Source organism: Streptococcus sp. IsoGale022, from assembly GCF_031142805.1.
Taxonomy (GTDB): Bacteria; Bacillota; Bacilli; order Lactobacillales; family Streptococcaceae; genus Streptococcus; species Streptococcus sanguinis_A.
Genome location: NZ_JAKZJI010000004.1, coordinates 38,690 through 57,031, shown reverse-complemented (window position 1 = coordinate 57,031; position 18,342 = coordinate 38,690). Strand labels below are relative to the sequence as shown.

Below are 18,342 nucleotides of genomic sequence, written 5' to 3'. Positions count from 1 at the left end.
AGGAGGGCTGTTCGTTATGTTGAAATTTACAAGTATGACCATCAATAATTTTGGTCCTTACGAAGGTGAGCAGACAATCGACTTCGGTGACGGTGATGGCGTTACCCTTATTTGGGGAGACAATGGGCATGGTAAAACCACACTCTTGAATCTCTTCCGTTATGCCTTGTTCGGAAGATTCCAATACCGCCATGAAACGGTAGATGATATTCTAAAACTTGTAAACCGTGAAGGAATGAAAGCGGGCAAATACGACTTTAAGGTTGTATTGAGAATGCTCCACGATGGAAAGAAATATGAACTCACCCGTCAATATAGCGTTCGTGCCGGTGTAACTGTTCCGTCCAAGAACGATGACTATGTTCAGGATGTTTTTCTGAAGGTTGATGGGCATTTCCCGCCTAACAAAGAGCATGAACTGGCAATGATAATGCCTGAGGAAGTTTCCCGTTTCTTCCTGTTTGACGGCGAATTGCTACAGGAATACGAAGAACTTGTAAAGGACGAGACCTCTGTCGGTGAGAAAATCAAGAAATCCATCGAGTCGATTTTAGGTGTTCCTATTCTAACAAATGCTGCAAACGACACTTCATTTGTACTTGGAGAATACCGGAAAGAACAGACGAAAGCAGCTCAAGCGAATAAGCAGACAGAAAAATATGCTGCACAGATTGAATCGGAAACGGCCAAGAAGGACGAGCAAACCAAAGAACTGACGCGACTTCAAGCAGCATACGAGGAGGCACAAAATCTCAGGGCAAAACTTGAGGACGAAGGAAAACAGAATGAGCATCTAAGAGCATTGATCCAGAACATGGAACATTTGGAGAGCGATATTGCCGCAAAAGAAGTCACGCGAGATGGCCTTTTGCAGTCAATTGTTGTTGCGACAAAAGAAGTCTGGAGATATGTGATTGGAAAACAAACCTCTGAAATTCTGTCTCAGGTGAGATCTGAATTATCCGCACTTCAGCAAAAACACAGTACACATGAGTCGGCTGCGCGACTGATAAGTTACATTCAACATATCGTAGAAACGCATCATTGTGAATGCTGTGACCAGGATGTAGACGAGGCTCATGTATCTGCACTAAAAAAACGACTTGAAGAAGAACCTGGAGAATTTGGCGAACTGTCTCCCGAAGAAACTGAACGCATGAAAGTTCTTCAGATTCGGCAGGCATCTCTGGAAAGTATGCAGAGTGCTACAGATGCCCAAGTTCTGAAAGTTTATGAAGACCAGTTGGCTGATCTCTTAGTACAGATTGACGATGCAAAAGGTCAACTCAAAGATTTGCGAGACGAGATTAGCCGCCACGGAAATGTAAGTGACCTTACTGCTGCTGCAAAAAAGAATGCACAGAACTTGGCTAAGTGCTACTCGAAGATTGAAAATCTAAAAGAGGGCATCCAGGCAACTAAGGATAAAATAAAAGAGGCAGACATCGCCTTGGCAAGCCTCGAAGAAAAAGTTCGGAAAGCTGGCACATCTGATGCAGATTTGAATCTCGCAGTGAAAAAAGTCGAAATCTGTGCTGCACTCCATCAGTTGTTTAACGATGGTATCGCCGCTTACCGTGACAAACTGAAAACAGAGGTTGAACGAGATGCCACGGAGCTTTTCTGCAACATTAGCAGCGATCCTGACTATACCGCTCTGAAGATTAACGATAACTATGGACTCTCCATCCAGCACCGTTACGGCGAAATAATACCGTTCCGTTCCGCTGGCTTTGAGCATATTGTGGCTCTATCGCTGATAGGTGCTTTACACAAAAATGCGCCCTTAAGTGGTCCCATTATAATGGACTCTCCTTTTGGTCGTCTCGATCCAACCCACAAGAAAAACATAACGAAGGCTCTACCATTGATGTCCGATCAGATTATTCTCCTGGCGTATACTGATGAGATTGATGGGCAGACCGCCAGACAAGTTTTAGGAAGCACCCTCAAAAAAGAGCATCGTCTGAGAAAGTATGGCTCTTTCCATACAGCTATAGAACTGCAATAACCGGAGGTGATAGATATGAACGATATAACAAATTTACGCTTATCAAAAGCTGCTAACGATGTAGCTGACAAACTGGTTGCAACAGGAAAATTCGACCACGGAACATCTGCCGCTAAGTTCGCTTTTGCATATGCCGTGAAGAATTTCTATAGAAAATTTGACCCCTCCACATACGTTGTCTCTGACAGCAATGGCAGCAATTATAGTGTCGGTTCGTTTGATGACCTTGCTCCGTATGTAAAGGTCTTATATCCTGATACAGAGACCCCCTACATTTATGTTAGAGCGTTAATCGTTTTTGGGCTGATTGAAATAGGCAAGGTGATAGATTCTGGCGGTATGCCGAAAATCTATTCTCTTTGCGAATAAAAGAACTTCACACAAAAATCAAGTATAGTTGATTCAAAGGGACTTCCGACACAATCGCCGGAAGTCCTTTTTCAGTTCCACCTATGGAACAAGAAATAATTTCAAAGTGCCAAGGCTTGAGCTTCTGACACTCTGAATTATTGTCTCAAGCCTTTATCCAAAGCGATGCGCGATGTAGCATTCGTGGCAGCAATACTTCCGCTTACTGTTTCCATAGGTTCTGAACTCTTTACCACAGTTCGGGCAGGTAAAATCGTAGTAGGCTTTTCGGTCAATCATATACGGATGTTCCTTCCACCAGTGATTACGGCAGGCATCGCAGCAGAACAGCTTCTTCTTGCGTTTCGGCTCCTGCTTGATTTCCGTACCGCAGTTCTTGCAATACACATACTTGAATTTTGCGTCAGGGAGTCCCGCCAGCGTTTTGCCTTCGCCGCGAAGACCGTGACGGCGGCAGAACGACTTAACCGTCTCTAAGTTTAGCCCCATCCGCTCGGCTACCTTGCCGTAGCCCAATCCCTGCATCCGCAGTTCCCGTATCATCTCCTTTTCGTTATTAATCATCAATCCCTTTCGTTGGATAGTATTTCGGCAGGAGGTAGGTGGTCTGTTTCCCGTCCAGCCACCGCATCTTGAGTTTCCTGTCAGGCATTACCGTAATACGCTGGAGAACCAACGCCAGATCGTCCTCATCGGACAGCATCCTCCAGGCGTTTTTCTTTTAGAATCCGCGTACCCATTGCCGCACATTTTCCGCTCTTTCTTCGCCGACAATCCGCAATCACGATATCCGCAACAGTCTGTGGAACTCCTCTCTTGAAAGCGGCGTCTCGCGCAGCATCGTGGATGACAAAATGGAGCAGCCTGTCATAAACATTGAGCATAGGACATTTCGGTCCCTTCTTTGTCCGATTGCGGCAATGCCACACCAGGTTGTTATAACTGGTCGAATGCCAAGGTCGCGGCGTGTACATAGAGCCGCATACACCGCATTCGAGCTTACTGCTTAAGACGGTCACTCCGCTATAGCGGCCGGGGACATTACCGCGCTCCTTCAGCCGTTTCTGCACATAATCAAAAAGCCACGGGCTGATTATCGACTCGTGGTCTTCTTCGACATAGTATTGAGGAAGTTCTCCCTCGTTTTTCTTCAGCTTCCGTGTCAGGAAGTCTACGGTAAACTCCTTCTGTAGCAGCGCATCCCCTTTATACTTTTCGTTTTGCAGTATGCTTTGAATCGTCCTCGCATACCACACGGTACATCCGCACGGCGTGGGAACGCCCTCACTGGTCAATACCTTTGATATCGAGTGCGCCGTATACCCCTGCAAGAACATAAAGAATATCCTGCGGACGGTCACAGCCTGTTCCTCGTTCACGACCATTTCGTATTTTCCCTTACCCTTGTCGTATCCAAGGAAACGGCTGTAGGCGAGGCTTGTTTTACTGTCTGCCAGCCGCTTGCGCTGTCCCCATATGACATTCTCGGAAATCGATCTTGATTCCTCCTGTGCGAGACTGCTCATAATGGTAAGTAGGAATTCGCCCTTTGAGTCCATCGTGTAGATATTCTCTTTTTCAAAATAGACCGCGATACCTTTCTCTTTCAGCTTTCTGATTGTCGAGACGGAATCGACCGTGTTGCGGGCAAACCTCGATATGGATTTTGTCAGTACTAAATCAACATCTCCGGCAAGGCAGTCCTCAACCATCCGATTGAATCCCTCCCTGCGTTCCGTCCGCAAGCCGGAGATACCATCGTCCACATACACCCAGACAAACTGCCAGCCGGGATGCTCCGATATCTTTTTTTCGTAGTATTCAGTCTGCGCCGCAAGGCTCGACTGCTGATCCTCATGGTCTGTGGTGACTCTGGCGTAAGCCGCCACTCGCAGGATTGCCTTGATGCTTTCCTTAAAGGTCGCAGGCTTTGGCAACAGAGCGATTTCCGTGATGATTTTATCTACCATCCACAGTCACCCCATCCCCGATAGTTCCACCGACAACATCGACCTCCAGAAACGGCGGTTCATAGTGTTCGGCTATTTTCTTCCAGGCTGTCTGCATCTCGTTGTCGCTGATGATACCGTACTGCTTCATCCCGACAAGAATCCACTTCGCCAGCCTGTACTCGACTTCAGTTTCAAACAATTGCTATTCCTCGTTCCGAGTTGTAGTGTCCATACATCACTTTGAAAGGCAGAAAAGTCAAGGGGATTCAGCAATAATTGATACAATCGACAATCTGCACACCCTTCGGAGCCGTAACCGCAGGCAGCACGGCAGTCTGCGGACAAAAAATACCCCCCTCTGCACACCCCTCGGTGTCAGAAGGCAAGTAAAGACTTTATATTTGATACACCTTAACGAAGTGCCGCAAAGCACACCATATCATTACACAACAGCCTCCTCTAGAATTTTTACTATTCTCTTATCTACAAACAGTTCCTCATCTGCTTCACACAAGCAGTAAGTTGACCATCAAAGCAATGACCTCCCGAGGTGTATAGTGAGATCCTGCTTTCTCATTTTCGGAGAAGCGGCGAATGATGTCTTCAAACATATAGCCCATTCGCATAGAATCCACTGTACTCGGGGATAGATCAATTTTGGAGAATTTCTTAATGACAGTGAATAGGCGTCCTGTCTGTGTCAAGGTATGGACCTGCTCTTTAAATTTAAGATTTTCAATAATGTCCTTTACTCGTCTAGAATAACCATCTAAATAAGTGAGAAAGTTTTCTTCGATTGCATCAGTATCATTTTGCAAATTTTCAAGAGTAAGAGGGCTTATATTATAGTATTTATATCCTGATATATCTTCAAGAATCTGTTCCGGTGTTTTTTTGTCTTTCTTGTAGGCTGCAATCACTTGATCCTTGGTTGGCAATAGAGCTGCTTCCAATCTAGCTAATACAAACATGGGAATAATCACATCACGATATTTATCTGCACGGATAGGCTCCTCGAAGTGTATTCGCAATAGACCAAACTGTGTTGACATCGCTAGAAATATTAACATCATTTTTCTGAAAAAGAGGAAGTTTCGATTTTAATTTTGACATATATACTCTATTTCCAATTCTTATTTTAGTATCTTTCTGGTGGAAAAATGTAGATCATCTCTCATTTGTAGTAAAAAGAGATAACAAAATGTTATGCTCTCTTTCACCGCTATTTCAAACATAATTTTTCCAAGCTTGCTTAGAAAACCTCAATACTCCTTCTTATTATACCCAAAGTCCGCCAAGTCCAGCTTCTTGTCCCGCCAGTTTTTCTTGACTTTGACCCAGGTTTCTAGGAAGACCTTGTCCCCCAGCATGAGCTCAATATCGCGCCGAGCCATGGATCCAATTTTCTTCAGCATGGATCCGCCTTTGCCGATGATAATGCCTTTTTGACTATCACGTTCCACCATGATGGTCGCTCGAATATGGACCTTGTCCGTCTCCTCATCTCGCTTCATGCTGTCAACAACCACTGCGACTGAGTGGGGAATTTCTTCCCGCGTCAGCATCAAAACCTTCTCCCGAATCATCTCTGACACCAGAAAGCGCTCTGGATGATCGGTAATCTGGTCTTCTGGGAAATATTGGAAGCCTTCCTCCAAATTCTCACTGAGGATGTCAACCAGACGGGAAACATTATTACCCTGCAGGGCTGAAATCGGTACGATTTCTTTGAAATCCATCTGCTGACGAAAATCATCAATTTGCGCTAAAAGCTGATCGGGATGGACTTTATCAATCTTATTAACCACCAAAATAACTGGCACCTTAGCCGCTTTCAGGCGTTCGATAATCATGTCATCGCCCTTGCCACGCGGCTCATCAGCCGGCACCATGAAGAGGACAGTATCCACCTCACGCAGGGTACTGTAGGCTGCTTCTACCATGAAATCACCTAGAGCCGTCTTAGGCTTATGGATTCCCGGCGTATCGATAAAGACAATCTGCTCCTTATCCGTCGTGTAAATCCCCATAATCTTATTGCGAGTGGTCTGAGCCTTATCGCTCATGATGGCAATTTTTTGCCCCATAACATGATTCAAAAAGGTTGATTTCCCAACATTAGGACGTCCTAAAATAGCTACAAAGCCTGATTTAAAAGTCATTATTTCACCTCTATTATTTCCATAAAAACAGCAGAAAATCGGCAGTCTCCCCCGATTTTCAAATCTTTAAAAAATCCAATCCCAAATCTTGGGAACAAAAATAATCAGCCCCGTCACCACAGCAAAGCCAGACACGACCAGAACAGCTCCCGCCGCCATATCCTTGGCATTCTTTGCCCGCATAGAAAAGTGGTAATCGCTGGCCAAATCCACGACATTTTCAATAGCAGAATTGACAATCTCAAAGGCAATGACCAGAAAAATGCTCAAAAAGAGAAAGAGCCATTCTATCGCGGACAAGTCAAAAATCAGTCCCGCAACTATCACTGCCAAAGCCGAAAGGACATGCTTGCGCAGATTGCGCTCCTCTTTAAAGGCTGTAAAAATACCGGTTAAAGCAAATTCCAGACTCGAGACCACATCTCGGTTTTTCCATTTGCGTTTGTTATTTCCTTGTGAGTCCATAAGCAGTTAAAATTTCTTCCTGTAATCCAAACATTTCTGCTTCTTCTTCCGGCGTATAGTGATCATAGCCGTTGATATGCAGAAAACCATGCACTGCCAAAAAGCCCATCTCCCGCTCAAAGCTGTGGCCGTATTCCTCTGCCTGCTCACGCGCCTTGTCCACTGAAATGAACAACTCGCCGATATAGGCGTCAAAATCCTCCAGCATTTCAGCTAGCTCAGGATGGTCCAGCAAATCCTCCTCGTCAACAGCAATGTCCAGCTCAGGCTTATACTCCAAGCTGATCACATCCGTCGGCCGATCTGTATCTCTATATTCCAAGTTGAGTTCATGACTGCGCTCATTGCTGACAAAAGTCACAGCCATTTCCTTATTTTCCTTGCCCGTTTTCTGGGCTGCAAACTCCAAAATTTCCTGAGTCTGTTTAAGAATCTCTTCCGAAACCTGACCCGTTTCATCTACCATTTCGATATACATATCTTACCCGCTTTGCTAGTATTACCTTATTATATCATATTTTGACTTACTTTAGGTAGCCGAGGGCAGGGTTTTGGAAAATAGCAGAGCAGATTTGTCAACCTCTCACCGCAAAGACAAAAGCAGCTATTTTTATTTTGTCCCTCCTCAAAACTTGCCTTTCACTACCAGCTATCATTGACAAAAAGAAAAGGCTGGGAAAACCCAACCTTGTCCTACAAGATGCTAATTGCCGGGATCGAACCGGCGACCTCATCCTTACCATGGATGCGCTCTGCCAACTGAGCTAAATCAGCGTACCTATCTAATATATCATGTAGATAGGTGCTTGTCAATATCCTTTCTAATTTTTTTGCAAAATAATCTTCCCTAGTCAGATAGTAATGCACTCGCGTTACAATGCGGCCTTTCTCATGCTTGTCTAGTGAAGCGTAAGGCTCTTCGTGGGAATATTTCATACCAGACTTGAACATAACCCTGCCAGATGCTGGATTATCCACATCGTGCAGCGCCGCAAGTTTGTTCATTCCGATTTCCTCAAAAGCCAGCTTGATGACTGCACGATTAGCCCCCGTCGTGTAGCCCTGATTCCAGTATTTTTTATTGATTACAAAGCCGATAGCCGCCGTTTTCAAATCCAGCCTGATCTTATGCAGGTCAATCGTCCCGATGAATTTGCCATTTTCTTTCACTTCTATCCCCCAGCGCCCCAGAGGATTAGCCAGATAAAAGAGAGCGATATTATTGCGTGTTCCTTCCAGGCTTTTATTTGTCTCAAAAGTATAGCGAGTATTTTCCTCATCCGAAGCATACTCAAACATCGCCGAGGCATCGTCCAAGGTCACCGGACGCAGAATCAGCCGTTCAGTTTCCAGTCTGGCATGATGAGCCAGTTTGACATAGATATTTTCCATCAGGACCTCCTAGATTTTCTTAACAGAATAGCACAATTCACTGATGAAAGCAAACCACTCTGATTTTTTCTTGATTTTTGAAACGTTTTCCTATACAATAAAAACATCTTAAAAAAGGAGCATATTTTTTATGTTAATCGGTATTCCAAAAGAAATCAAAAACAATGAAAATCGTGTAGCTCTGACACCAGCTGGTGTTCATAGTCTCGTTGGCAAAGGGCATGAAGTTCTGATTGAGACAAACGCAGGTCTGGGATCTGGCTTTGCCGATGCAGACTACGAAAAGCAAGGTGCAAAAATCGTCCCTACTGCTGCAGAAGCATGGGCAGCCGAGCTAGTAGTCAAGGTCAAAGAACCTCTGGCAGCTGAATATGGCTTCCTCCGTGATGACCTCTTGCTCTTTACCTACCTGCACATGGCTGCCGCTCCTGAGCTAGCAGATGCTATGACTAGTGCTAAGACAACTGGTCTGGCCTACGAAACTGTCCGCGATCAAGATGGACAACTGCCACTCTTGGTACCTATGAGTGAGGTAGCTGGCCGGATGGCGGTCCAAATCGGAGCCCACTTCTTGACTAAGAGAGAAGGCGGATCTGGCGTACTTCTCGGCGGTGTACCGGGCGTCCCTAAAGGAAAAGTCACCATCATCGGTGGCGGTGTCGTAGGAACGCATGCCGCTCGTATCGCCCTAGGATTGGGTGCTCAAGTGACTATTCTGGATATCAGCGCTAAGCGTCTGTCTGTCCTAGAAGATGTCTTCGGTCATCAAATCCAGACCCTCATGTCTAATCCTTTCAATATCGAAGCTAGCATTCGAGAGGCAGATGTCGTGATTGGAGCCGTCCTCATTCCAGGTGCGAAGGCTCCGAAACTGGTAACAGACGATATGGTTAAGCAAATGCGTCCAGGCTCTGTCATTGTAGACGTAGCCGTTGACCAGGGCGGTGTCATTGAAACAGCTGACCGTGTGACGACTCACACCGAGCCTGTTTATGAAAAACATGGTGTCCTCCACTATGCCGTTGCGAATATCCCTGGTGCCGTAGCCCGCACTTCTACCATCGCCCTGACCAATGTCACTCTTCCTTATGTGGAGGCTTTGGCAGGGAAAGGCTTCAAGCAAGCCATTGCAGATGACCAAGGCCTGCGCCAAGGTGTCACAACCTACCAAGGTCACATCACCAGCCAACCAGTTGCAGAAGGCCTCAACAAGGACTACACATCTATTGATGAACTCGTTTAGTTGATTATTTCAACTTTAGAATCAATCCTACAAAAAAGAGCAGAAATAAATCTGCTCTTTTTGTATGGCTATAAGATAAAAATCCAATTCTTCTTTAATAATACCTTTTTAGTTTTTCTTGATTTTCTTTGAAAAATTCCTCAAGCCAATCCATACCATAGGCATAGCTAAAGCCTTCTAGAAGAACAGAAAAATCAATCGTATCAAAGCCCAATTTCCTCAGGTCCTCAAAGGTATTGAATGGGGAATGAAAATCTTTGTATTTGATAATAGCTCCGATGTCTTTCAAATCCTGTTCTCTAATGCTGATCATTTTCATCCCTAAAACATATTCAATTGGAACCATTAAAACCGTTAAAGACTAAAAGTATATAAGGTCTCACATAAGTCAATCGGAGGTTGGCTGTTCATGCTCGCTACATTATTATTGAGCCAAAGTTCTTCATGAGTATTGAGATTAAATTGTCGTCCAACTCTCGCAATAATCTCATTGATTTTTTGGTTTTCTTGGTAAAAAGCATCTACATCTTGCGTTGCTCGCAAGCCATGATGTTCCAAGACATAGCCCCCAACACAGATAATAGTCAAAGTAAGGTTGGCTTGGGCCAATTCTTGATTTAAGGCTTCAAAAACTGGTTTCATTTTATCCATGCTTATATCTCTCCATCAGCTCTTGAATATTTGTTAACTTAGCAGGTTTGTTTAAAGAAACTACATACTCATGCGTTGGAGTGTGTTCTTGTAGAGCATATTTCAGACTAACTTTTTGAAAATCTGTCAACTCTTTTGAAGCTAACAAACGTTCCACATCTTTGTCAGTCAAATAAGAACTATCTTCAAAAATAACCTTTCTAAGGTAACGAAACCAATGACTGGCGTTAAACCTTGATTGCCTCGAAGCATTAATCATATAATCATACCAATCCATCTTCTACCCCTTTTTAAAATTTTATCTTTCTAGATAATAACTTTTAATCATTTTATAAATCTTAAAAATTCTATATCATGGCTGATGTAAACTGATATTTAGTTCTCTGATTTCATTTCTTCTGGCTCAGTTGTAGCTCCTTTAATAGGAGCTGGTTCATAAGCCCGGATAATTTCCGCTACCACTGGATGACGAACGACATCCTTAGCTGAGAAATGCACAAAGTCAATCTGAGAGATATTTTTCAATTTCTCTTGAGCGTCAATGAGGCCGGACTTAACATTGCGAGGCAGGTCAATCTGACTGATGTCTCCATTGACAATCATCTTGGACTGAAAACCGAGACGTGTCAGAAACATCTTCATCTGCATGATGGTAGTATTTTGCGCTTCGTCCAGAATCACAAAAGCATCATCCAGCGTCCGCCCCCGCATATAGGCTAGGGGTGCAATCTCAATGATTTCTCGCTCCATAAGGCGCGTCGTCTGATCCTTGCCCAAAATCTGATACAAGGCATCATAGACCGGACGCAGATATGGATCCACCTTTTCCTTAAGGTCACCAGGCAGAAAGCCCAGACTCTCACCAGCTTCCACAGCCGGCCTTGTGAGGATAATTCGCTTGACCTGCCCACGCTTGAGAGCTGTCACGGCCAAGGTCACCGCCAGAAAGGTCTTCCCTGTTCCAGCTGGCCCGATACCAAAGACAATATCATGATTTTTAACACTGTCCACATAGATTTTTTGACCAAGTGTCTTGACGCGAATCGGCTTGCCATAGCTGTCTTTGATGATTTCTTCTTCGTAAAGAGCTACAAACTTATCAATTTCATCATTTTTGACCATGGTAATGGCTGTCACTACATCGGGCGTGCCAATGGTCATGCCACGATTGACCAAGACCAAGAGAGCTTGAATCACCTGGCGAGCCTCCTCACAGGAAGCCTCCGTACCTAAAATCTGCACAATCTCGGTCCGAGCATGGATGGTGACTTTCAATTCCTGCTCCATCAGACGCAGATGTCGTTCATTAGAGCCAAAGAGATGAAAGGCATCATCTGGATGGCTCAGTTTAATTTCTACTGAATGTTCCTGCAAACAAAGAACCTCTCTATTTTAATTTATTGAATGAATTAGCTTTATTATATCAAAGCAAGCAGAAAATGACTATCCCTAGCCACTATCTACTTAATGTGCCTGATACTCTTCCCAAATAGCATCAAACTCGCCCAAGTTAAAGGAAAAATTTGCGTGCTCCTCCAGAAAACGGCTGACCTCATCAAAATCATCCGTATGCTTGGGAAAGGCTGTATCCTGAAAAGCTAAGTCCGCCAAAATAGCCTTGGGCTCCTTACTCTTAGGATTGCGCTCTGTCATCAGCCAGCTGTAAAAAGATTTTCTCATAGGTTCCCTTCATTTCTTTAAGATCGTATCCTTCCAGGCATATACTCTAGATACGAGACTCTCTATCCTCACACCAACTCCGTTCCAGTCGGATCCTGCTTGATTTTACCAGCTTTCATCAGCCCACCCAGAGCTTTTTTAAACTGGCCTTTGGAAATGCCAAAGGTAGACTTGATGTCGTCTGGTGAAGATTTATCATTCAAGGTCATGAAGCCGCCATTGCTCTCCAGATAGGTCAGAATCATCTGGGCATCGTTTTCCAGCATTTCAAAGGAGCGAGGCTTAAGCGAGAGATTAAGGGTGCGGTCTATTTCACGGAAGCCAATCACCCGTGCATCTAAGACCTGCCCCAAACGTGGCTCAGCATAGCGCTCGCTTGGATGGATGAAGCCCAGCATATTATTCTCCGGCAGGTAGACAAAGGTGCCAGAAAGCTTGAGCCGATAAACGATGGCTGGCCAGTTTTGGTTCTGCATGTTATTATAAGCAGGACGAGCCAAGCGTTGGAAATCCTCCTGATAGGCCAACTGGCCCCAGATACGATCTTTCTTGTCCACATCCAGTCGGATATAGAGGCGGTCGCCCTTTTTTGGCCAGAGTTCCTTGATTTCTGGCAAGATGTCCAGCGATACCACGATTTGCTTATCCGGCAGACCAGTATCGACAAAGACGCCTAGATCCTTGCGGACCTCCGTTACAGTTCCCCAGCCAAACTGGTCTTGAGTAGCTGTAACTTCAAGAGTTGTCAGACGAAGCTTCTGCTTCATATCGCTGTAGGCAAAGCCTTTGACAGACTGACCTAGCTCATGCGCTCCCTCTTCCTTAGAAAGAGCGTAAACCTGACCGTCCTTTTGAACAAAGTAAAAGCGATTATTTTCATCCGTGATGATACCCACGATGAAGCTGGCAAGATTTGTATTCATATAGACCTATTTTCTACCTTGCTTCTTCAAACCGGGCAAGGATTTTTGATGTTAAAACAACTCAGTCAGCCAAAGCCAACTGAGTTTTGATTCTGATAAAAATGTTAAACTTCTAAAAGTTCTTTTTCTTTGTTTGCTGTCATCTCATCGATATGTTTGACAGCATCGTCCGTTACTTTTTGAATATCCTTTTCCAAGGTCTTCAAGTCATCTTCGGTGATTTCTTTGGCCTTTTCCTGCTTCTTAGCTTCATCCATAGCATCACGGCGGATATTACGGATAGCAACCTTAGCATTTTCACCGACCTTTTTCACTTCCTTGGCCAAATCCCGACGAGTTTCCTCTGTCAGGGCTGGAATGATCAGACGAATCACAGAGCCATCGCTGGCTGGCGTAATCCCGAGGTCAGAAGCATTAAGCGCACGCTCAATGTCCTTGATAGAAGACTTGTCAAAAGGTGTCACCAAAAGAACACGCGCTTCTGGAATCGTAATAGAGGCGATTTGGTTGAGCGGAGTTTCTACTCCATAGTACTCCACATGGATGCGGTCCAAAAGGCTGGCATTGGCCCGGCCTGCACGAATGCTGCCAAATTCACGAGCCAAACTTTGGTGCGAGTGGGTCATTCTTTCTTTTGCTTTTTCTACAATTGCATTTGCCATGAGTTTCTAATCTCCGTTCTTATAAATTATTTGATACTGTTGTTCCGATTTGCTCACCGATAACAACGCGTTTGATATTGCCTGGCTCATTCATGTTAAAGACAACCAAGTCAATGTCATTGTCCATAGACAGGGTCGAAGCCGTTGAGTCCATAATCCGCAGTCCCTTGCTGATGACATCTCGGTGGGTCAGCTCATCAAACTTAACAGCGGTCTTGTCCTTCTTAGGATCTGCATTATAGACACCGTCCACGCCATTTTTAGCCATGAGAATCGCATCTGCTTCAATCTCTGCTGATCGCAAGGCAGCGGTTGTATCGGTTGAAAAATAAGGAGAACCAATACCTGCACCGAAAATTACGATACGGCCTTTTTCCAGATGACGAAGGGCTCGACCACGGATGTAAGGCTCAGCCACCTGCTGCATAGCAATCGCTGTCTGCACGCGCGTATCTACACCGACTTGCTGCAGCGAATCCGCCATTACCAGCGCATTCATGACAGTGCCCAACATACCAGTATAGTCGGCCTGCACGCGGTCCATGCCCGCTTCTGCTGCCGGCTCACCCCGCCAAAGGTTTCCGCCTCCGATGACCAGAGCAATCTGAACTCCCAAATCGTGAACTTCTTTGATTTCTTCCGCCATCTTCTGAACGGTTTGGATATCAATACCAACGCCTTTTTCACCGGCAAGAGCTTCACCTGACAACTTAATCAAAATACGCTTATACTTAGGTTCTACCATTTTTTTACTCCTTATTTTATCTGTACTATTTTACCACATTTTGAGATTTTTATATAGTTAAATCACTGAAATTTTTCTTTTTTCCTTTTCGTAAAATAGCAGAGCAGACAAGCTCATTTCACAAAAAAACCAGCCCCATCATCAGATAGGACTGGGAATGAATACTTCAATTATCTTTTACAAAATTTGCTCACTGCTTGAGCGACTGTTTCTTTTCCCGCTTAGCCAAGATTGGCAGGATAACACCCAGACTGATTAAGACGATTGGGGTCAAAATATTGGTCAAGAGAGAGAATTGCCAGCCAGCTGGGTCTGTTGCATAGTCTACTTTGGGAACCATACCTAAGATGCAGGCAAAGGCTGTAAAGAGGAAGCACCAAGCTCCGATAGCAAAACCAACTTTTGGATTTTTGGTAAACTTGTACTCGGCATCCTTGTACTTCTTCCAGGCCTTGTTCAACATCATGTAGGCCAGGAATACCCAGAGGTACCGCATGGGCATAACGATGGAGTTGAGATTGGTCATCCATTTGACAAGGCCGTCAATTTCTTTGATTCCAAAGATAGGCAGAATAATCAATAAGCTAACCAAAACCCCTGTCAGGATGTAACCGTTAATGAGGACTCCTTTTGATGTCCGCTTGCGCAGCCAGCTTGGGACAAACTCTTCATCAGCATTATTGAGCAAGATTTGTAGAGGAGCATCAATAGAGAAGGCTAAGGCCGCAATCTGTCCGACCATATTGGTCAGGGCATAGATGACTACTAGTACATTACCCACACCCCAGTAGTTGCCCAGCTTTTGGAAGGCTTGATAGGCACCATTGCGCATCAAATCTTCAGGAATATTACTGCCATCGAAAAGCATACCCATGGCCAGAGAACCTAAAATCGCAGAGGCCCCAACCATGATGGCCATGATGATCATCCCTTTTGGAAATTCCTTGGCTGGATTGCGAGTTTGATTAACGTAAGGCGAGATTTTCTCAGCCCCGCCGACCGCAAAGACTAAGAGGGAGATAGTCGTGAAATAAGAAAAATCAAAGTTGGGAATATAGGTGCTGAGCTTATCCATATTAGCCGTCGCAAACTGCATATCCGGCTTGATAAAAGGCGCCCCAACCGCTAAGAGGACGAAGAGGAAAGACATAATCAGCATGGCACTTCCTGCCAAGCCCCCAATCACCTTGAGCGTGGACAGCCCCTTGGTAGACAAGTAGAGAAAGGCACCGAAAATCAGCAAGCTAAGAATAACGATCCAGTGAATATCAAGACTGCTCAAAAAGTCTCCATTTCCCTGAATAGCCCAGCCCAGCGGAATCAAAACTCCCTGTGGCTTTTGAGCCAGATAAGGAATATGCACCACCCAGTAAGTCCAGGCCGCAAAATAAGCCAGCCGCTTGGTAGAAGTTTTCTCCACCCAGTCACTGACACCGCCTCCACTCTCCTTGAAAGTCGATCCAAGCTGCCCCACAATGAGGGCATAGGGAATAAAGTAAATAGCTAGGATAAGAATCCAAGAAACAATTACCGAGATTCCTTGTTGGGAGTAGTTATTAACCACATTACCCAGACCCCAGACCATATTAAAAGCAATCAGAGATACCATCAGCCAGGTTAGCTGGTTCTGATCTTTTTTCATGATACCGTCTCCTTTTGTTATAAATTAAATTGATTCCATAATATTATAACATGTTTCTATAAATTTGTAACCGCTATCATGAATTTTATTTCAAAAAAAGAACCACCCGCAGGCAGTTCAATTAATTCTTAAAGTGAGTTTACATCAACCTTGATACCAACACCCTGTGTAGTAGTGATAGTCAAGTTCGTTACGTAAGTACCTTTAGCAGTAGCTGGTTTCGCTTTTTGGATTGTGTCGTTGAAAGCTTTGAAGTTTTCAACCAATTTGTCAGCTTCAAATGAAACTTTACCAATGATAGCTTGTACGTTACCTGCACGGTCTGCACGGTAAGTAATCTTACCACCTTTAGACTCTTCAACTGCTTTAGCAACGTCCATTGTTACAGTACCAGTCTTAGGGTTTGGCATCAAGTTACGAGGTCCAAGGACACGTCCAAGGCGACCTACAAGTGCCATCATGTCAGGTGTAGCGATTACTACGTCAAAGTCCAACCAACCGTCGTTGATTTTTGCAACGAGGTCATCTTCACCAACGAAGTCTGCGCCAGCAGCTTTCGCTTCTTCTGCTTTAGCACCACGTGCGAAAACAAGAACGCGTGAAGTTTTACCAGTTCCGTTTGGCAATACCATTGCGCCACGGATTTGTTGGTCAGCTTTTTTAACGTCGATGTTCAAGTTGTAAGCAACTTCTACAGTTGCATCGAATTTTGCAAAGTTAGTTTCTTTTGCAAGTGCTACAGCTTCTTCTACGCTGTATGCTTTTGTGCTGTCGATTTTTTCAAGAGCAGCACGAAGTTGTTTGCTTTTTTTAGCCATTTTATCTTTCTCCTTGTAAGTGGTTCAATCGATTTTCATCTCCCACGTCACTCGTCAATCTGATCAAGTGTAGTGCGGGCAAATGGGATGTAAGTTATTGATTAGTCAACAACAGTGAATCCCATAGAACGAGCAGTACCTTCAATCATACGCATTGCAGACTCGATGTTTGCAGCGTTCAAATCTGGCATCTTAGTTTCAGCAATTTCTTGTACTTGCGCACGAGTAACTGTTGCAACTTTCGTTTTGTTTGGCTCACCTGAACCTTTTTCAACACCTGCAGCTTTCTTCAAAAGAACAGCAGCTGGCGGAGTCTTAGTCACGAAAGTGAATGATTTGTCTTCGTAAACTGAGATAACAACTGGAATAATCATACCAGCTTGATCAGCTGTACGAGCGTTGAACTCCTTAGTGAATCCCATGATGTTGATACCGGCTTGACCAAGCGCAGGACCAACTGGTGGAGCTGGAGTAGCTTTACCAGCAGGGATTTGCAATTTTACAAGTTTTTCGACTTTTTTAGCCATTTTTAAATCCTCCTTTGTGGTTTTGGCGGTAAATAAAGATTTTTACCTCCCACAAGTATGCTTTTCGCATACCTTTCTATTATACACTAAACTTTGTTAAATGCAAGGAATTTTATCTTCTTTTTTGAATTTTTTGTGGTAAAATAATCTTATGACACTATTAAAGATTGCTTCGATTTTATTTATCTTTTTAACTTTGATTTTAACCACTATTACTGTGCGAGTTTTTCAATTAAGAAAATACGGTTTAAACTTTGCGGACTTGGCTTTTCCGCTTTTTGTTGTGGAATTTTATATCATATCTGACAAGGCCTATTATCATAGCTTACTGCCCCAGCTGACCCTAGCTCTCTCAATTCTCGCTATCGCTATCACCATCTATTTTCTCAAGAAAAAACGAAGCTTCTACTACCCTAAGTTCTTTAAGTTCTTCTGGCGGGCTGGATTTCTTTTGACCTTCTTCATGTACCTAGCCATGGTCATCGGACTCTTTTTGTAACAATGTAAAACAAAATCCATCGGTTAATTAGATAGCCGATGGGTTTTTCATATGCGGGACTTACAAGTCATTCTTTTACCGAGAAAAAGGGACCTTCCGATGCTCCCAGTCTTATTCGTGAATCTCCAGAGGCAGGCCATCCGGATCAAAGAAGAAAGCCATCTTACGCCCGTCAAAGTCGTCATAGCGCAGCTCGGTATGAGGAATCTCCAAACGGTCAAATTCCTCCAGCGTTTCTTCGACATTTGTCACTCGGAAAGCCAGATGCCTCAGACCAGTATGCTCTGGAGCAGGAAAGGCTGGCCGCTTAGGAGCTTCTTCCTTGATAAAAATTTCCAGAGTCAGATTTCCTTTGCGGACATTAAAAAGAATATCCTGCTTGTCCGGCCGATGGTGCTCATCCAGCTGCTCAAAGCCCAGCTTTTCCACATAAAACTCCTTGGTCTTAGCATAATCATGACCAATGATGGCTATATGGTGAATGGTGTCTAGTTTCATACCTTCTTTTCCTTTCCTTGAAATAAGTAGAGAAAATCTGCTGGCTGACTGCTGGCAGATTTGTTTTTATCAAATAATTATCTTACTGGCAGACTAGTGAAAT

General features: G+C 44.2%; 22 protein-coding genes, 1 tRNA gene and 2 pseudogenes. 4 read left to right on the top strand and 21 right to left on the bottom strand.

Annotated elements, in window-relative coordinates; all coding sequences use genetic code 11:
* Nucleotides 1-16 precede the first annotated feature (16 nt).
* Both RG608_RS03400 and RG608_RS03395 read left to right on the top strand, forming a co-directional pair.
* A complete protein-coding gene (locus RG608_RS03400; protein ID WP_308946542.1) occupies nt 17-2,011 on the top strand; it encodes an AAA family ATPase in 1,995 nt (664 codons plus the stop codon).
* A 15-nt stretch (nt 2,012-2,026) separates the two neighbouring features.
* Entirely contained in the window at nt 2,027-2,380 is a 354-nt protein-coding gene (locus tag RG608_RS03395; protein WP_268687449.1) for a hypothetical protein, read from the top strand.
* Nucleotides 2,381-2,533: 153 nt separating this feature from the next.
* Here the strand turns inward: RG608_RS03395 and RG608_RS03390 are convergent, their stop codons facing one another.
* The 9 genes and pseudogenes from RG608_RS03390 to RG608_RS03350 form a co-directional block, all read right to left on the bottom strand.
* Nucleotides 2,534-2,944 (bottom strand): RNA polymerase subunit sigma-70, encoded by a 411-nt coding sequence (locus tag RG608_RS03390; RefSeq protein WP_268687450.1) that lies wholly within the window; start codon nt 2,942-2,944, stop codon nt 2,534-2,536.
* A 125-nt stretch (nt 2,945-3,069) separates the two neighbouring features.
* The gene (locus RG608_RS03385; RefSeq protein WP_268687451.1) at nt 3,070-4,350 is read right to left on the bottom strand and encodes a recombinase family protein; all 1,281 of its coding nucleotides are present in this window, start codon (nt 4,348-4,350) and stop codon (nt 3,070-3,072) included.
* On the bottom strand, nt 4,340-4,531 hold the full coding sequence (locus RG608_RS03380) for a hypothetical protein (protein WP_268687452.1): 192 nt from the start codon (nt 4,529-4,531) through the stop codon (nt 4,340-4,342). Before RG608_RS03380 ends, RG608_RS03385 begins: the two co-directional genes overlap by 11 nt.
* 252 nt (nt 4,532-4,783) lie before the next feature.
* A pseudogene (locus RG608_RS03375) lies at nt 4,784-5,445 on the bottom strand (type I restriction-modification system subunit M N-terminal domain-containing protein); the annotation flags it as partial.
* A gap of 149 nt (nt 5,446-5,594) precedes the next feature.
* Complete coding sequence (gene era / locus RG608_RS03370; RefSeq protein WP_002931140.1) at nt 5,595-6,494, bottom strand: GTPase Era; 900 nt, start codon at nt 6,492-6,494, stop codon at nt 5,595-5,597.
* Between the two features lie 66 nt (nt 6,495-6,560).
* Nucleotides 6,561-6,959, bottom strand: a complete 399-nt coding sequence (locus tag RG608_RS03365) for a diacylglycerol kinase family protein (protein WP_002894866.1) — start codon at nt 6,957-6,959, stop codon at nt 6,561-6,563.
* Nucleotides 6,940-7,437, bottom strand: coding sequence for an rRNA maturation RNase YbeY (gene ybeY, locus RG608_RS03360; RefSeq protein ID WP_011837247.1), 498 nt, complete (start codon nt 7,435-7,437; stop codon nt 6,940-6,942). The genes RG608_RS03365 and ybeY overlap by 20 nt, the downstream gene beginning before the upstream one ends.
* 223 nt (nt 7,438-7,660) lie before the next feature.
* A tRNA-Thr gene (locus tag RG608_RS03355) sits at nt 7,661-7,733 on the bottom strand.
* Between the two features lie 51 nt (nt 7,734-7,784).
* Nucleotides 7,785-8,351, bottom strand: a pseudogene (locus RG608_RS03350) (GNAT family N-acetyltransferase); the annotation flags it as partial.
* A gap of 130 nt (nt 8,352-8,481) precedes the next feature.
* On the opposite strand from RG608_RS03350, the gene ald reads away from it, so the two are divergent.
* Nucleotides 8,482-9,594 (top strand): alanine dehydrogenase, encoded by a 1,113-nt coding sequence (gene ald / locus RG608_RS03345; RefSeq protein WP_308946541.1) that lies wholly within the window; start codon nt 8,482-8,484, stop codon nt 9,592-9,594.
* A gap of 94 nt (nt 9,595-9,688) precedes the next feature.
* Here the strand turns inward: ald and RG608_RS03340 are convergent, their stop codons facing one another.
* The 11 genes from RG608_RS03340 to rplK form a co-directional block, all read right to left on the bottom strand.
* Nucleotides 9,689-9,907 (bottom strand): hypothetical protein, encoded by a 219-nt coding sequence (locus tag RG608_RS03340; protein ID WP_268687454.1) that lies wholly within the window; start codon nt 9,905-9,907, stop codon nt 9,689-9,691.
* Between the two features lie 41 nt (nt 9,908-9,948).
* Complete coding sequence (locus RG608_RS03335) at nt 9,949-10,245, bottom strand: DUF6036 family nucleotidyltransferase (RefSeq protein WP_268687455.1); 297 nt, start codon at nt 10,243-10,245, stop codon at nt 9,949-9,951.
* A complete protein-coding gene (locus RG608_RS03330; RefSeq protein ID WP_268687456.1) occupies nt 10,238-10,522 on the bottom strand; it encodes a hypothetical protein in 285 nt (94 codons plus the stop codon). The genes RG608_RS03335 and RG608_RS03330 overlap by 8 nt, the downstream gene beginning before the upstream one ends.
* A 98-nt stretch (nt 10,523-10,620) precedes the next feature.
* Nucleotides 10,621-11,619 (bottom strand): PhoH family protein, encoded by a 999-nt coding sequence (locus RG608_RS03325; RefSeq protein WP_268687457.1) that lies wholly within the window; start codon nt 11,617-11,619, stop codon nt 10,621-10,623.
* A 90-nt stretch (nt 11,620-11,709) separates the two neighbouring features.
* Entirely contained in the window at nt 11,710-11,925 is a 216-nt protein-coding gene (locus RG608_RS03320) for a YozE family protein (protein WP_002894860.1), read from the bottom strand.
* Between the two features lie 68 nt (nt 11,926-11,993).
* On the bottom strand, nt 11,994-12,848 hold the full coding sequence (cvfB, locus tag RG608_RS03315) for an RNA-binding virulence regulatory protein CvfB (RefSeq protein ID WP_268687458.1): 855 nt from the start codon (nt 12,846-12,848) through the stop codon (nt 11,994-11,996).
* Nucleotides 12,849-12,952: 104 nt separating this feature from the next.
* The gene (gene frr / locus RG608_RS03310) at nt 12,953-13,510 is read right to left on the bottom strand and encodes a ribosome recycling factor (protein ID WP_268687459.1); all 558 of its coding nucleotides are present in this window, start codon (nt 13,508-13,510) and stop codon (nt 12,953-12,955) included.
* A gap of 19 nt (nt 13,511-13,529) precedes the next feature.
* Nucleotides 13,530-14,255 (bottom strand): UMP kinase, encoded by a 726-nt coding sequence (gene pyrH / locus RG608_RS03305; RefSeq protein WP_002894857.1) that lies wholly within the window; start codon nt 14,253-14,255, stop codon nt 13,530-13,532.
* Nucleotides 14,256-14,445: 190 nt separating this feature from the next.
* Nucleotides 14,446-15,897 carry an APC family permease gene (locus RG608_RS03300; protein ID WP_268687460.1) on the bottom strand — a complete coding sequence of 484 codons (1,452 nt, stop codon included), beginning with the start codon at nt 15,895-15,897 and terminating at the stop codon, nt 14,446-14,448.
* Between the two features lie 128 nt (nt 15,898-16,025).
* Nucleotides 16,026-16,715, bottom strand: a complete 690-nt coding sequence (gene rplA / locus RG608_RS03295; protein WP_002894855.1) for a 50S ribosomal protein L1 — start codon at nt 16,713-16,715, stop codon at nt 16,026-16,028.
* Between the two features lie 101 nt (nt 16,716-16,816).
* Complete coding sequence (rplK, locus tag RG608_RS03290; RefSeq protein ID WP_002894851.1) at nt 16,817-17,242, bottom strand: 50S ribosomal protein L11; 426 nt, start codon at nt 17,240-17,242, stop codon at nt 16,817-16,819.
* Nucleotides 17,243-17,393: 151 nt separating this feature from the next.
* Here rplK and RG608_RS03285 point away from each other — a divergent pair, with 151 nt between their 5' ends.
* The gene (locus RG608_RS03285; RefSeq protein WP_268687461.1) at nt 17,394-17,741 is read left to right on the top strand and encodes a DUF3397 domain-containing protein; all 348 of its coding nucleotides are present in this window, start codon (nt 17,394-17,396) and stop codon (nt 17,739-17,741) included.
* 111 nt (nt 17,742-17,852) lie between these two features.
* Here the strand turns inward: RG608_RS03285 and RG608_RS03280 are convergent, their stop codons facing one another.
* A complete protein-coding gene (locus RG608_RS03280; protein WP_268687462.1) occupies nt 17,853-18,239 on the bottom strand; it encodes a VOC family protein in 387 nt (128 codons plus the stop codon).
* Nucleotides 18,240-18,342: the final 103 nt, after the last annotated feature.